13 protein-coding genes are annotated in these 13,046 nt (G+C 62.6%); 11 read left to right on the forward strand and 2 right to left on the reverse strand.

The genetic code is table 11. From position 1 onward, the window contains the following. Positions 1-2: 2 nt before the first annotated feature. The 5 genes from gmk (at position 3) to ABVN20_RS13355 (ending at position 4,432) form a co-directional block, all read left to right on the forward strand. Complete coding sequence (gmk, locus tag ABVN20_RS13335) at positions 3-623, forward strand: guanylate kinase (protein WP_368556143.1); 621 nt, start codon at positions 3-5, stop codon at positions 621-623. A gap of 167 nt (positions 624-790) precedes the next feature. Next, entirely contained in the window at positions 791-1,054 is a 264-nt protein-coding gene (rpoZ, locus tag ABVN20_RS13340) for a DNA-directed RNA polymerase subunit omega (RefSeq protein ID WP_007921129.1), read from the forward strand. A 57-nt stretch (positions 1,055-1,111) separates the two neighbouring features. After that, positions 1,112-3,217 carry a bifunctional GTP diphosphokinase/guanosine-3',5'-bis pyrophosphate 3'-pyrophosphohydrolase gene (spoT, locus tag ABVN20_RS13345; protein ID WP_368556145.1) on the forward strand — a complete coding sequence of 702 codons (2,106 nt, stop codon included), beginning with the start codon at positions 1,112-1,114 and terminating at the stop codon, positions 3,215-3,217. A gap of 25 nt (positions 3,218-3,242) precedes the next feature. Continuing rightward, the gene (locus tag ABVN20_RS13350; protein WP_003229509.1) at positions 3,243-3,623 is read left to right on the forward strand and encodes a RidA family protein; all 381 of its coding nucleotides are present in this window, start codon (positions 3,243-3,245) and stop codon (positions 3,621-3,623) included. Between the two features lie 68 nt (positions 3,624-3,691). Continuing rightward, positions 3,692-4,432, forward strand: a complete 741-nt coding sequence (locus ABVN20_RS13355) for a hypothetical protein (RefSeq protein WP_368556148.1) — start codon at positions 3,692-3,694, stop codon at positions 4,430-4,432. 143 nt (positions 4,433-4,575) lie between these two features. Here the strand turns inward: ABVN20_RS13355 and ABVN20_RS13360 are convergent, their stop codons facing one another. Continuing rightward, positions 4,576-5,433, reverse strand: coding sequence for an SDR family oxidoreductase (locus tag ABVN20_RS13360; RefSeq protein WP_368556150.1), 858 nt, complete (start codon positions 5,431-5,433; stop codon positions 4,576-4,578). 187 nt (positions 5,434-5,620) lie between these two features. On the opposite strand from ABVN20_RS13360, the gene exbB reads away from it, so the two are divergent. The 6 genes from exbB to ABVN20_RS13390 all read left to right on the forward strand — a co-directional run bounded on the left by exbB (position 5,621) and on the right by ABVN20_RS13390 (position 12,558). Then, entirely contained in the window at positions 5,621-6,607 is a 987-nt protein-coding gene (gene exbB / locus ABVN20_RS13365) for a tonB-system energizer ExbB (RefSeq protein ID WP_368556152.1), read from the forward strand. A gap of 6 nt (positions 6,608-6,613) precedes the next feature. Continuing rightward, positions 6,614-7,042 (forward strand): TonB system transport protein ExbD, encoded by a 429-nt coding sequence (gene exbD / locus ABVN20_RS13370; RefSeq protein ID WP_368556154.1) that lies wholly within the window; start codon positions 6,614-6,616, stop codon positions 7,040-7,042. Continuing rightward, on the forward strand, positions 7,039-7,785 hold the full coding sequence (locus ABVN20_RS13375; RefSeq protein WP_368556155.1) for an energy transducer TonB: 747 nt from the start codon (positions 7,039-7,041) through the stop codon (positions 7,783-7,785). The genes exbD and ABVN20_RS13375 overlap by 4 nt, the downstream gene beginning before the upstream one ends. Positions 7,786-8,064: 279 nt before the next feature. Then, a complete protein-coding gene (locus ABVN20_RS13380; RefSeq protein ID WP_368556157.1) occupies positions 8,065-8,994 on the forward strand; it encodes a LysR substrate-binding domain-containing protein in 930 nt (309 codons plus the stop codon). 9 nt (positions 8,995-9,003) lie between these two features. Next, positions 9,004-11,079: an ATP-dependent DNA helicase RecG gene (gene recG / locus ABVN20_RS13385; protein ID WP_368556159.1), complete on the forward strand. Its 2,076-nt coding sequence runs from the start codon at positions 9,004-9,006 to the stop codon at positions 11,077-11,079. A 78-nt stretch (positions 11,080-11,157) separates the two neighbouring features. Next, complete coding sequence (locus tag ABVN20_RS13390; protein ID WP_368556160.1) at positions 11,158-12,558, forward strand: aminoacyl-tRNA deacylase and HDOD domain-containing protein; 1,401 nt, start codon at positions 11,158-11,160, stop codon at positions 12,556-12,558. A 73-nt stretch (positions 12,559-12,631) separates the two neighbouring features. On the opposite strand, the gene ABVN20_RS13395 is transcribed toward ABVN20_RS13390, so the two are convergent. Then, entirely contained in the window at positions 12,632-13,021 is a 390-nt protein-coding gene (locus ABVN20_RS13395; protein WP_368556162.1) for a helicase, read from the reverse strand. Between the last annotated feature and the right edge of the window lie 25 nt (positions 13,022-13,046).

Consider the following 13,046-nt stretch of genomic DNA (forward strand, 5'->3'; position numbering starts at 1 on the left):
ACATGACCCACAGCACCGGCACCCTGTACATCATTTCCGCCCCTTCGGGCGCAGGCAAGAGCAGCCTGGTCAAGGCCCTGACCGACGCCGACCAGGAGATCCGCGTATCGGTCTCCCACACCACCCGCGCCATGCGTCCGGGTGAAGTGAACGGCGTGAACTACCACTTCGTCGAGCGCGGCGAGTTCGTCAAGATGATCGAACACGGCGACTTCCTCGAGCGCGCCGAAGTGTTCGGCAACCTCTACGGCACCTCGCAAAGCCACCTGCAGCAGACCCTGGACGAAGGCCACGACCTGATCCTGGAAATCGACTGGCAGGGTGCCGAACAAGTGCGCAAGTTGATGCCCCAGGCCCGTTCGATCTTCATTCTGCCGCCATCCCTCGAGGCCCTGCACCAGCGTTTGACCAATCGCGGCCAGGACAGCGACGAGATCATCGACGGACGCATGCGCGAAGCCGTCAGCGAAATGAGCCATTACGTTGACTACGACTACCTGATCATCAACGACGATTTCGCCCACGCACTGCGCGATTTGCAGGCGATCTTCCGCGCCAATCAGCTCAACCAGAAGCGCCAGCAGCAGCGCCACGGCAAACTTTTGGCCCAATTGCTCGACTAAACAGCTCTTCCCAAAACCGCTGCAAGCGCTTTACATTGGTACTTGCAGCGCGTTGAAGGGCTTGGTCAAAAAATCAGCGCTTCCCTAATCGCTGGTGATTTTTTAAACTGTTCAGTCCGCTCGCCCAACCGGGCAGCGCGCATATTGCATTCGCTCCGAGGAATACCATGGCCCGCGTAACCGTTGAAGACTGCCTAGAACACGTGGATAACCGCTTTGAGCTGGTCATGCTCTCTACCAAGCGTGCCCGTCAACTGGCCACCGGCGGCAAAGAGCCGAAAGTGGCATGGGAAAACGACAAGCCTACCGTCGTCGCCCTGCGTGAAATTGCGGAAGGCCTGATCGACTACGCCGCCATCGCCGAAGCCGAAATCGTTGAAGATGAACCGCTCTTTGCTGCATTCGAGGACGAGTCCAACGAGGCCGTCTAAGCCTATGCCTGGTCGACGTAGCACGGCGCGGGAACACAGCTTGTGGCAGGAGTCATCATGCCGAGCATAGACGCCCTCGCCGATCGCTTATCGACCTACCTCGGCACGGACCAGGTCAACCTGGTCCGCCGAGCGTACTTCTACGCCGAACAAGCCCACGACGGCCAACGCCGCCGCAGCGGCGAGGCGTACGTCACGCATCCTCTTGCGGTGGCGAACATTCTTGCCGACATGCACATGGACCATCAGAGCCTGATGGCCGCGATGCTGCATGACGTGATCGAAGACACCGGTATTGCCAAGGAAGCGCTGCAAGCGCAGTTCGGCGAAACCGTGGCCGAACTGGTCGACGGGGTCAGCAAACTGACCCAGATGAACTTCGAGACCAAGGCCGAGGCACAAGCGGAAAACTTCCAGAAGATGGCCATGGCCATGGCGCGCGACATTCGCGTGATCCTGGTCAAACTGGCCGACCGCCTGCACAACATGCGCACCCTGGAAGTGCTGTCCGGCGAAAAACGCCGGCGCATCGCCAAGGAAACCCTGGAAATCTATGCCCCCATCGCCAACCGGCTGGGCATGCACGCCATCCGCATCGAGTTCGAAGACCTCGGCTTCAAGGCCATGCACCCGATGCGCTCCGCGCGGATCCACCAGGCGGTCAAGCGCGCCCGGGGCAACCGCAAGGAAATCGTCAACAAGATCGAAGAGTCCTTGAGCCACTGCCTGGCCATCGACGGCATCCAGGGCGAGGTCAGCGGTCGTCAGAAACACCTCTACGGCATCTACAAGAAAATGCGCGGCAAGCGTCGGGCCTTCAACGAGATCATGGACGTCTATGCGTTCCGGATCATCGTCGACAAGGTCGACACCTGCTACCGCGTGCTGGGTGCTGTGCATAATTTGTACAAACCGTTGCCGGGGCGCTTCAAGGACTACATCGCGATCCCCAAGGCCAACGGCTATCAGTCGCTGCATACCACGCTGTTCGGCATGCACGGTGTACCGATCGAGATCCAGATCCGCACCCGTGAAATGGAAGAGATGGCCAACAACGGCATCGCCGCCCACTGGCTGTACAAGTCCAGCGGCGACGAACAGCCCAAAGGCACCCATGCCCGCGCCCGCCAGTGGGTCAAGGGCGTGCTGGAAATGCAGCAACGCGCCGGCAACTCGCTGGAATTCATCGAGAGCGTGAAGATCGACCTGTTCCCGGACGAGGTCTACGTGTTCACGCCCAAGGGCCGGATCATGGAGCTGCCCAAAGGCTCCACGGCGGTCGACTTCGCCTACGCGGTACACACCGACGTGGGTAACAGCTGCATCGCCTGCCGGATCAACCGTCGTCTCGCACCGCTGTCCGAACCGCTGCAAAGCGGCTCCACGGTCGAGATCGTCAGCGCCCCAGGCGCGCGGCCCAACCCGGCCTGGCTCAACTTCGTGGTCACCGGCAAGGCGCGTACGCACATCCGCCACGCCCTCAAGCTGCAACGCCGCTCCGAGTCCATCGCCCTGGGCGAGCGCCTGCTGAACAAAGTGCTCAACGGTTTCGACAGCGCCCTGGACCAGATCTCGGCCGAGCGCATCAAGGCGATGCTCAGCGAGTACCGCCTGGAGCTGATCGAAGACCTGCTCGAAGACATCGGCCTGGGCAATCGCATGGCCTACGTGGTGGCGCGCCGCCTGCTGGGCGAAGGCGAACAATTGCCAAGCCCCGAAGGCCCGCTGGCGATCCGCGGCACCGAGGGCCTGGTACTCAGCTACGCCAAGTGCTGCACGCCGATCCCGGGCGACCCGATTGTCGGTCACCTGTCGGCGGGCAAAGGCATGGTCGTGCACTTGGACAACTGCCGCAACATCAGCGAAATCCGCCACAACCCGGAAAAGTGCATCCAGCTCTCGTGGGCCAAGGATGTCACCGGCGAATTCAATGTCGAACTGCGCGTCGAGCTGGAGCACCAGCGCGGGCTCATCGCCCTGCTGGCCAGCAGCGTCAACGCGGCCGACGGCAACATCGAAAAAATCAGCATGGACGAACGCGATGGTCGCATCAGCGTGGTTCAACTGGTGGTCAGCGTGCACGACCGCGTGCACCTGGCCCGCGTGATCAAGAAACTGCGTGCGTTGACCGGGGTGATCCGCATTACCCGCATGCGCGCCTGAGCCCAACTATTACAAGGAGTCATTCATGACCAAGACTGTAATCACCAGCGACAAGGCCCCGGCCGCCATCGGTACCTACTCCCAGGCGATCAAGGCTGGCAACACCGTGTACATGTCGGGCCAGATCCCGCTGGACCCGAAAACCATGGAACTGGTCGAAGGCTTCGAAGCCCAGACCGTCCAAGTGTTCGAAAACCTGAAGGCCGTGGCCGAAGCGGCTGGCGGTTCGTTCAAGGACATCGTCAAGCTGAACATCTTCCTCACTGACCTGAGCCACTTCGCCAAGGTCAACGAGATCATGGGCAAGTACTTCGACCAGCCTTACCCAGCCCGCGCCGCCATCGGCGTAGCAGCCCTGCCAAAGGGTTCGCAGGTTGAAATGGATGCCATCCTGGTCATCGAGTAATACCTGTGGCGCAGCCTTCGAGGCTGCGCCGCCGTTATCTGTATAAAGCGTTTTGAAAGGATTCCACCATGCGCACAGCGCTAGCCCTCTCGCTGGTCGCCCTGATCCTGGGCGGTTGTGCCAGCAACCCCGCCGACCGTGACATCAGCGGCACCTGGATCAACCAGGTGGCGATTGATGCTGCCTCCAAAGGCGGCCCCCTGCGCGAAGCGCTCCAGGCTTATGGCCCGAACCTGGAATGGGACGTCAACACCAAGGCCGGTCAGGCCCGCTACACCAATGGTTTCGAGAATGTCGACGGCAAGCTGCAGGGCGAAGAGTCCGGCGCGTGGAAAGTCGACTTCTATGGCAGCTCCGGCAGCGAGCTGAAACGTGACGGCAAGCAGTTGAACCAGACCGCGACCGAGAACGAAGCCGCGCAGGTCTTTGATCGCGCCGTGATTGCGGTGCCGGATGGCGCACCGATGGGTGCAAGCTTCGAGCGCGCACTGTATTCGGCCTACATGGGCGGCGACTGGACCATCGTCAGCGGTCCGGGCGAAGGCAATTCGGTACAGTTCCAGGCCGACGGCCAGGTGACCGGCCTGCCGAGCGCCGATCGCTACGCGCTGTGTCTGGCCGGCGATTGCGCGTCAATGAGCGGCGGCAATGACAACATGTGGCTGCAACTCAACGGCCAGGGCAACACCTGGATCTTTACCCGCAAGGGCAAGGAGCTGGAAATCTTCCAGGCCGTGAACACCGCGCAGGCGGATGAAATGCCGCAGTTCATGCCGGGGAACCGCAAGTGGCTGCTGGAGAAGCAGTAAGCCGATTCAAGTAACAACGCAGAACCACTGTGGGAGCGGGCTTGCTCGCGAATGCGGTGTGTCAGTCAATTAAGATGTTGCCTGACACACCGCATTCGCGAGCAAGCCCGCTCCCACATTTGGCCTGCGGTGCTTCTAGCGACTCAGCACCGCCCTTCCAGAATCGCCGCATACCCCTCGCGGAAACTCGGGTACTTCGGCGTCCAGCCCAGAGCCTTGGCCCGAGCATTGCTGCAACGCTTGCTGCCGGTGCGACGCACGCTCGCATCGTCTGCCCATTCGGTGACGCCCAGATACTCGCGCAGCCAGCCCACCACGTCCGCCAGTGGCGCCGGCGCGTCGTCCACGCCGATGTAGACGTCATCGAGCACCACACCGCGATGGTCCGCTTCCAGCAGGTACGCAATCAATCCAGCCGCGTCATCGACGTGAATCCGGTTGGCGTACAACGGCGGCTCGGTCACCACGCGATAGCCGCGGCGTACCTGGGTCAGCAGCCATTCGCGGCCAGGGCCGTAAATGCCGGTCAAGCGCACGACACTGGCCGGGAAACCACTCTTGAGCGCCAACTGCTCGGCTTCGAGCATGACCTGCCCGGAGTAGCCGCTGGCTACTGCTGACGAGGTTTCGTCGACCCACTCGCCTTCCTGCTGCCCGTAGACACTGCTGCTGGACACGAACACCAGCCGTTTCGGCGCCTGGCCGTAGTCGTTCAACCACTCCAGCACATGCTGCAAACCCTGGATGTAGGCGGCGCGGTAGCCGGCTTCGTCGTGATCGGTGGCGGCGGCGCAGTACACCAGGTAGTCCACGGCACCGATGGGCCAGGTGGCCGGGCATTCCTTGTTGAACAGGTCTCCGGCAACGCCAATCACCCCTTCGGGCAGGCGTGCGACGTTACGCCGCAAGCCGTGAACCTCCCAGCCGAAATTCAGTAATTGGGTAGCCAGACGGCTGCCGACATCGCCGCAACCGGCAATCAAAACAGAGGGTGCGGACATCAGAAAACTCCTCTCGCAAAGGCACGGACCAGCGCCGGCAACGGACGAAAGGATATCAGTGAAGCAAAAAAAGATACTCTATTACTTTTGTTAACAAGAATTACTTGCAATAATGCCCGCCACTTTTGTTCTCGGCCTTCGAGGCCTGGAAGAACATTTACCGTTTTCTCCCTTAGGTCCGGCCAGCATGACACGCAATCAACTCTCCGCCTCGCCAACCAAACGACCTCGCGCCTGGAGCGCAGTGGCCGCCATGCTGCTCAGCCTGATGCTGGCACCAACCGCCGCATTCGCTGACGCACAGGCTCCCGCTACGCCAGCCGCCGCCACGGCGCCAGCCTCCGCCCCCGCGGAACACGCTGCGCAGCATGGCACCGATCAAGCGGCACCTGCCGCTACCGATCCGGCCATCGCCGCAGACGCTCCAGTCGAAGACCTTCCTGAAGTCCTCGAAGCCGACAACACCCTGGGCATGGCCCACGACCTGTCGCCATGGGGCATGTACCAGAACGCTGACATCATCGTGAAAATCGTGATGATCGGCCTGGCCATCGCTTCGATCATCACCTGGACCATCTGGATCGCCAAAGGCTTCGAGCTGATGGGTGCCAAGCGTCGTCTGCGCGCTGAAATCGTCCACCTGAAGAAGGCCACCACCCTCAAGGATGCAGGCGCCACGGCCACCAAGCCCGGCACCCTGGCCAACCTGCTGGTGCACGACGCCCTGGAAGAAATGCACCTGTCGGCCAACGCCCGCGAGAAAGAAGGCATCAAGGAGCGTGTGGCCTTCCGTCTGGAGCGCCTGGTTGCAGCCGCTGGCCGCAACATGAGCAGCGGCACCGGCGTACTCGCCACCATCGGTTCCACCGCGCCGTTCGTCGGTCTGTTCGGTACCGTGTGGGGCATCATGAACAGCTTCATCGGCATCGCCAAAACCCAGACCACCAACCTGGCAGTAGTCGCCCCCGGCATCGCCGAGGCCCTGCTGGCCACCGCACTGGGCCTGGTTGCCGCGATCCCGGCCGTAGTGATCTACAACGTGTTTGCCCGCTCCATCGCCGGTTACAAGGCGCAAGTGTCCGACGCCTCGGCGGAAGTCCTGCTGCTGGTCAGCCGCGACCTCGACCACCAGCCTGAGCGCAGCTCGCAACCGCACATGGTGAAAGTGGGGTAATCGGCCATGGGCCTGCATTTGAAAGAAGGCGCAGACGACGATCTGGCCGAGAACCACGAAATCAACGTCACCCCGTTCATCGACGTGATGCTGGTGCTGTTGATCATCTTCATGGTGGCCGCTCCATTGGCCACCGTGGACATCAAGGTTGACCTGCCTGCCTCGACCGCCAAACCGGCGCCGCGGCCGGAGAAACCGGTGTTCCTCAGCGTCAAGGCTGACCAGCGCCTGTTCCTGGGTGAAGACGAAGTGAAGCCTGAAGCACTGGGCGCCACCCTCGACGCCAAGACCCAGGGCAAGAAAGACACGACCATCTTCTTCCAGGCCGACAAGGGCGTGGATTACGGCGACCTCATGAGCGTGATGGATAACCTGCGCTCGGCCGGTTACCTGAAGGTGGGCCTGGTAGGTCTTGAGACGGCAGTGAAAAAATGATCACGACGCGCCAAAAGCTGACGCGTTACAGCGGTAGCCTGGCCGTGGTGCTCGGTGTCCATGCGCTGGCCATTGCGCTGGCGCTGAACTGGACATCGCGCCCACCTATCGAGCTGCCGCCGCAGGCGATGATGGTCGAGTTGGCGCCGGTTCCGGCACCGCCTCCGCCCGCACCGCCGAAGGTGATAACGCCACCGCAACCACCGGCACCGGTGGAAGAACTGCCGATTCCGAAGCTGGCTGAAGCGCCCAAGGCTGAAATTGCCGTGCCCAAGCCGGTCAAACCCAAGCCCAAGCCTCAGCCGCCCAAGCCTGTTGAGAAAAAACCGGAACCGCCGAAGGAAAAACCTTCCGAGGAGAAACCGGCCGACACCCAACCGACTCAGGCACCCACGGAGAAATCCGCGCAACCGGCACCGGGCCCATCGCCCGCGCAGGTAGCGGCCAAGGCCAGTTGGCAAGGCACCCTGCTCGCTCACCTGGCCAAGTACAAAAAGTACCCGGCCAGCGCTCAGGCACGGGGCAAGGAGGGCTTGAACCGCCTGCGCTTCGTGGTGGATGCCGAAGGTAACGTGTTGTCGTTCGAACTGGTGGGCCGCTCCGGCAACGCCGATCTGGACCGGGCTACCCTGGAAATGATCCGCCGCGCCCAGCCGCTGCCCAAGCCACCGGCCGACATGCTGACCAATGGCTCCATTGAAATCGTTGCACCGTTTGTTTACTCGCTGGAACGCCGGCGCTAAACACGCAGCTGTAGTGTAGGAGCGAGCTTGCTCGCGATGGTCGTCAACGCTAACGCTGGATACCTGGCACCCCGCGGCGCTCTCAAGTCCATCGCGAGCAAGCTCGCTCCTACAGGGTTGGGTTCGACGGAACACACCAAAGGCACCGCAAGGTGCCTTTGGCGCATCTACAGTTTGCAAACATGCATTACACGGTGTCACTCGACACTCTCAGTCTGATAACGTGCGTCTATCAATTGCAGCCGGTATGCTTGGCCCGCAACTTCATGGACGCTCGCTATGACTCTTACAGAATTACGCTACATCGTTACCCTCGCCCAAGAGCAGCACTTCGGCCACGCGGCCGAGCGTTGCCACGTCAGCCAGCCGACCCTTTCGGTGGGCGTGAAAAAGCTTGAAGACGAACTCGGTGTGCTGATTTTCGAGCGCAGCAAGAGCGCCGTGCGCCTGACGCCGGTGGGCGAAGGCATCGTGGCCCAGGCCCAGAAGGTCCTGGAGCAAGCCCAGGGCATCCGCGAACTGGCCCAGGCGGGCAAGAATCAACTGACCGCCCCGCTGAAAGTCGGCGCGATCTACACCGTCGGCCCGTACCTGTTCCCTCACCTGATTCCACAACTGCACCGGGTTGCCCCGCAGATGCCGTTGTACATCGAAGAAAACTTCACCCACGTGCTGCGCGACAAACTGCGCAACGGCGAACTGGACGCGATCATCATCGCCCTGCCCTTCGCCGAAGCCGACGTGCTGACCCTGCAGCTCTACGACGAACCTTTCTACGTGCTGATGCCAGCCCAGCATCCATGGACGCAGAAAGAAACCATTGATGCCGGCCTGCTCAACGACAAGAGCCTGTTGCTGCTCGGCGAAGGCCACTGCTTCCGCGACCAGGTGCTCGAAGCCTGCCCGACCCTGACCAAGGGCAGCGAAGGCGCCAAGCACACCACGGTGGAGTCCAGCTCGCTGGAAACCATCCGTCACATGGTCGCCTCGGGCCTGGGCATCTCGGTTCTGCCGCTGTCGGCCGTGGACAGCCACCATTACGCCCCTGGCGTGATCGAAGTGCGCCCACTGACGCCGCCCGTACCGTTCCGCACCGTGGCCATCGCCTGGCGCGCCAGCTTCCCACGGCCGAAGGCGATTGAAATCCTCGCTGACTCCATTCGCCTGTGCTCGGTGGCCAAGCCGCCAGTGCCGGTGGTGGCAGCTTAAGTCGCACCCATGACCGAGTTGTCGCAAGTATCGGTGACAGCACTCAAGGGTGTTGGCGAAGCCATGGCCGAAAAGCTGACCAAGGTCGGCCTTGAAAACCTCCAGGACGTGCTGTTCCACCTGCCGCTGCGTTATCAGGACCGCACCCGTGTGGTCCCGATCGGCCACTTGCGCCCCGGACAGGACGCGGTCGTCGAAGGCACCGTCAGCGGCGCCGACGTGGTCATGGGCCGGCGGCGCAGCCTGGTCGTGCGCATGCAAGACGGCACCGGCGGGCTCAGCCTGCGTTTCTACCACTTCAGCAATGCGCAGAAGGAAGGCCTCAAGCGTGGCACGCGGATTCGCTGCTACGGCGAGGTGCGGCCCGGTGCGTCGGGGCTGGAGATCTACCACCCGGAATACCGCGCCATCACCGGCGACGAACCGCCGCCCGTGGATGAAACCCTGACACCGGTTTACCCGCTGACCGAAGGCCTGACACAGCAACGCCTGCGTCAGTTGTGCATGCAGACCCTGACCATGCTCGGTCCGACCAGCCTGCCCGATTGGCTGCCGATCGAACTCGCCCGGGACTACCAACTGGCACCGCTGGCCGACGCGATCCGCTACCTGCACAACCCGCCCGCCGACGCCGATGTCGACGAACTGGCCCTGGGTCATCACTGGGCGCAGCATCGGCTGGCTTTCGAAGAACTGCTGACCCATCAACTGTCCCAACAGCGCCTGCGTGAGAGCATGCGCTCGCTGCGTGCACCGGCGATGCCCAAAGCCACCCGGTTGCCGGCAAAATACCTGGCCAACCTGGGCTTCAACCCGACCGGCGCCCAACAGCGGGTCGGCAACGAAATCGCCTACGACCTCAGCCAGCACGAACCGATGCTGCGCCTGATCCAGGGCGACGTGGGCGCCGGCAAGACCGTAGTCGCCGCCCTGGCCGCGCTGCAAGCGCTGGAGGCGGGTTATCAGGTGGCCTTGATGGCGCCGACCGAGATCCTCGCCGAACAGCACTTCATCACCTTCAAGCGCTGGCTCGAACCGCTGGGCATCGACGTGGCGTGGCTGGCCGGCAAGCTCAAGGGCAAGAACCGTACGGCAGCGCTGGAACAGATCGCCAGCGGCACGCCGATGGTGGTCGGCACCCACGCGCTGTTCCAGGATGAAGTGCAGTTCAAGAACCTGGCCCTGGTGATCATCGACGAACAGCACCGGTTTGGCGTGCAACAACGCCTGGCGCTGCGCCAGAAAGGCGTGGGCGGCCGGATGTGCCCGCACCAGTTGATCATGACCGCCACACCGATCCCGCGCACGCTGGCCATGAGCGCCTACGCCGACCTCGACACCTCGATCCTCGACGAACTGCCGCCCGGCCGCACCCCGGTGAACACCGTGCTGGTCACCGACACCCGACGCGTCGAAGTCATCGAGCGAGTACGCCAGGCCTGCGCCGAAGGGCGGCAGGCGTACTGGGTGTGCACGCTGATCGAAGAGTCCGAAGAGCTGACCTGTCAGGCAGCGGAAACCACCTTCGAAGACCTGACCGCCGCGCTGGGCGAGCTCAAGGTCGGATTGATTCACGGCCGCATGAAGCCTGCCGAGAAAGCCGCGGTCATGGCCGAATTCAAAGCCGGTCACCTGCAACTGCTGGTGGCGACCACTGTGATCGAGGTCGGTGTGGACGTACCGAACGCCAGCCTCATGATCATCGAAAACCCCGAGCGCCTGGGCCTGGCGCAACTGCACCAACTGCGCGGCCGCGTCGGTCGGGGCAGCGCCGTCAGCCATTGCGTGCTGCTCTACCATCCGCCGCTGTCACAGATCGGCCGGCAGCGCCTGGGGATCATGCGCGAAACCAACGACGGCTTCGTCATCGCCGAAAAAGACCTCGAATTGCGCGGCCCTGGCGAAATGCTCGGCACGCGGCAGACCGGTCTGCTTCAATTCAAGGTCGCGGACCTGATGCGCGACGCCGATTTACTGCCCGCCGTGCGTGATGCCGCGCAAGCCCTGCTTGAACGCTGGCCCGCCCATGTCAGCCCGCTGCTCGACCGCTGGCTGCGCCATGGGCAGCAATACGGCCAAGTGTGAGCATCGTCGCAGTTTGTGGACGATGCTTTTGGACAAGCTGGTTATACTCCTGCAACTGTTTGAATACGGATACACACCATGACTGACGCTGCCCTCGTCCCTGAAACCCCGCACGCTCCGTCTGTGATTCGGCTGCTGCTCAACAAACTGGGCATCGCCTACGAAGAAGTCCTCGACCATCACGGCTTGAACCCTTCGCGCAAAGTGCAGGCCGTACTGCTCGACGACGCCGTGGGCGCACTCATGGTGCTGTTCCCGCAGAGCCAACTGCTCGACCTCAACCGCCTGGCCGAACTGACCGGCCGCCGCCTGACCGCCGTGCCCACCGAGCGCCTGGAAAAGATGCTCGGCAAACACAGCCTGAGCTTCCTGCCGGGCCTGCCGGCATTGACCAGTTCGCCGTGCCTGTACGAAGAAGGCCTGCTGCGCGAACCAACGTTGCTGATCAACTCGGGCGAGCCGGGTGTGCTGCTGGAAATCACCAGCGAAGCGTTCAAGTCGATGCTGACCAAGGCCAGCGCCGCGAGCTTCGGCGAGAACGTGAGCAGCATCCGCCCCAACCTTGACCGCCCGGACGATGACCGTGAGGAAATCACCCAGGCCGTGCAAGCGTTCACCGCGCGACGCATCCAGCAACGCCTGGAATCCACCATCGAAATTCCGCCGCTGGCCGAGACCGCGCAGAAAATCATCAAACTGCGCGTCGACCCCAACGCCACCATCGACGACATCACCGGCGTCGTCGAAACCGACCCGGCCCTGGCCGCGCAAGTGGTGAGCTGGGCCGCGTCGCCGTACTACGCCTCGCCGGGCAAGATCCGTTCGGTGGAAGATGCGATCGTGCGGGTGCTGGGTTTCGACCTGGTGATCAACCTCGCGCTGGGCCTGGCACTGGGCAAGACCCTGAGCCTGCCCAAGGACCACCCGCAACACACCACGCCGTACTGGCAGCAGTCGATCTACACCGCCGCCGTCATCGAAGGCCTGACCCGCGCCATGCCGCGCGCCCAGCGTCCGGAATCCGGCCTGACGTATCTTGCCGGCCTGCTGCACAACTTTGGCTACCTGCTGCTGGCCCACGTGTTCCCGCCGCACTTCTCGCTGATCTGCCGCCACCTGGAGGTCAACCCGCACCTGTGCCACAGCTACATCGAACAACACCTGCTGGGCATCAGCCGCGAGCAGATCGGTTCATGGCTGATGCGCTACTGGGACATGCCGGACGAACTGTCCACCGCGCTGCGCTTCCAGCACGACCCGCACTACGACGGCGCCTACTGCGAGTACCCGAACCTGGTGTGCCTGGCCGTGCGCCTGCTGCGCGCACGCGGCATCGGCTCGGGCCCGGACGAAGACATCCCCGACGCCCTGCTGGAGCGCGTGGGCTTGACGCGTGACAAAGCCAACGACGTGGTCAGCAAAGTGCTTGAAGCCGAAGTGCTGCTGCGCGAGCTGGCTTCGCAGTTCAGCCAGGCATAAACCATAACGACCAGGCTCGCACCCGGTAAAACTCACCGGGTGCGAGCCTGCTCGCGATCAATCCAACTCAGCCTCAAACCTTGGCAACCGCCTTGGCCTTCCTCGGCTTCAAGTACTTGGTCAAACCCTGGAACCACATCACTAGCGCCGGGTTGCCCTTGATCTGGATCGACTTGTCCTGAATCCCGGTCATGAACGCCAACTGCTTGTTCTTGGCCTGCATCGTCGCAAAGCCGTAGGCCGCATCTTTAAAGGCAATCGCAAACGCCGGCTCCGCGTACACGCCCGAGTGGCTGGTGATGCGCTGATCCTTCACCCGGAAATGCCTTGCGACCTTGCCGTCCAGGGTCTGCAGCTGGAACACCAGCGCCTTGTCGCCCAACTGCTGCTGGAACACCGGATTGGTCCGACTGGCCTTGCCCATCAATAAACCCAGCATCCATAAAAGAAAACGAAATTTCATGCGCACAGCCTCAGGAAGAATATGA

Origin of the sequence: Pseudomonas sp. MYb118 (assembly GCF_040947875.1) — a bacterium.
Taxonomy (GTDB): Bacteria; Pseudomonadota; Gammaproteobacteria; order Pseudomonadales; family Pseudomonadaceae; genus Aquipseudomonas.

Excerpts from the sequence above, each read along its gene's own strand:
- gmk (WP_368556143.1), top strand. The coding sequence starts at position 3 with ATGACCCACAGCACCGGCACCCTGTACATCATTTCCGCCCCTTCGGGC.
- rpoZ (WP_007921129.1), top strand. The coding sequence starts at position 791 with ATGGCCCGCGTAACCGTTGAAGACTGCCTAGAACACGTGGATAACCGC.
- spoT (WP_368556145.1), top strand. The coding sequence starts at position 1,112 with ATGCCGAGCATAGACGCCCTCGCCGATCGCTTATCGACCTACCTCGGC.
- ABVN20_RS13350 (WP_003229509.1), top strand. The coding sequence starts at position 3,243 with ATGACCAAGACTGTAATCACCAGCGACAAGGCCCCGGCCGCCATCGGT.
- ABVN20_RS13355 (WP_368556148.1), top strand. The coding sequence starts at position 3,692 with ATGCGCACAGCGCTAGCCCTCTCGCTGGTCGCCCTGATCCTGGGCGGT.
- ABVN20_RS13360 (WP_368556150.1), bottom strand. The coding sequence starts at position 5,433 with ATGTCCGCACCCTCTGTTTTGATTGCCGGTTGCGGCGATGTCGGCAGC.
- exbB (WP_368556152.1), top strand. The coding sequence starts at position 5,621 with ATGACACGCAATCAACTCTCCGCCTCGCCAACCAAACGACCTCGCGCC.
- exbD (WP_368556154.1), top strand. The coding sequence starts at position 6,614 with ATGGGCCTGCATTTGAAAGAAGGCGCAGACGACGATCTGGCCGAGAAC.
- ABVN20_RS13375 (WP_368556155.1), top strand. The coding sequence starts at position 7,039 with ATGATCACGACGCGCCAAAAGCTGACGCGTTACAGCGGTAGCCTGGCC.
- ABVN20_RS13380 (WP_368556157.1), top strand. The coding sequence starts at position 8,065 with ATGACTCTTACAGAATTACGCTACATCGTTACCCTCGCCCAAGAGCAG.
- recG (WP_368556159.1), top strand. The coding sequence starts at position 9,004 with ATGACCGAGTTGTCGCAAGTATCGGTGACAGCACTCAAGGGTGTTGGC.
- ABVN20_RS13390 (WP_368556160.1), top strand. The coding sequence starts at position 11,158 with ATGACTGACGCTGCCCTCGTCCCTGAAACCCCGCACGCTCCGTCTGTG.
- ABVN20_RS13395 (WP_368556162.1), bottom strand. The coding sequence starts at position 13,021 with ATGAAATTTCGTTTTCTTTTATGGATGCTGGGTTTATTGATGGGCAAG.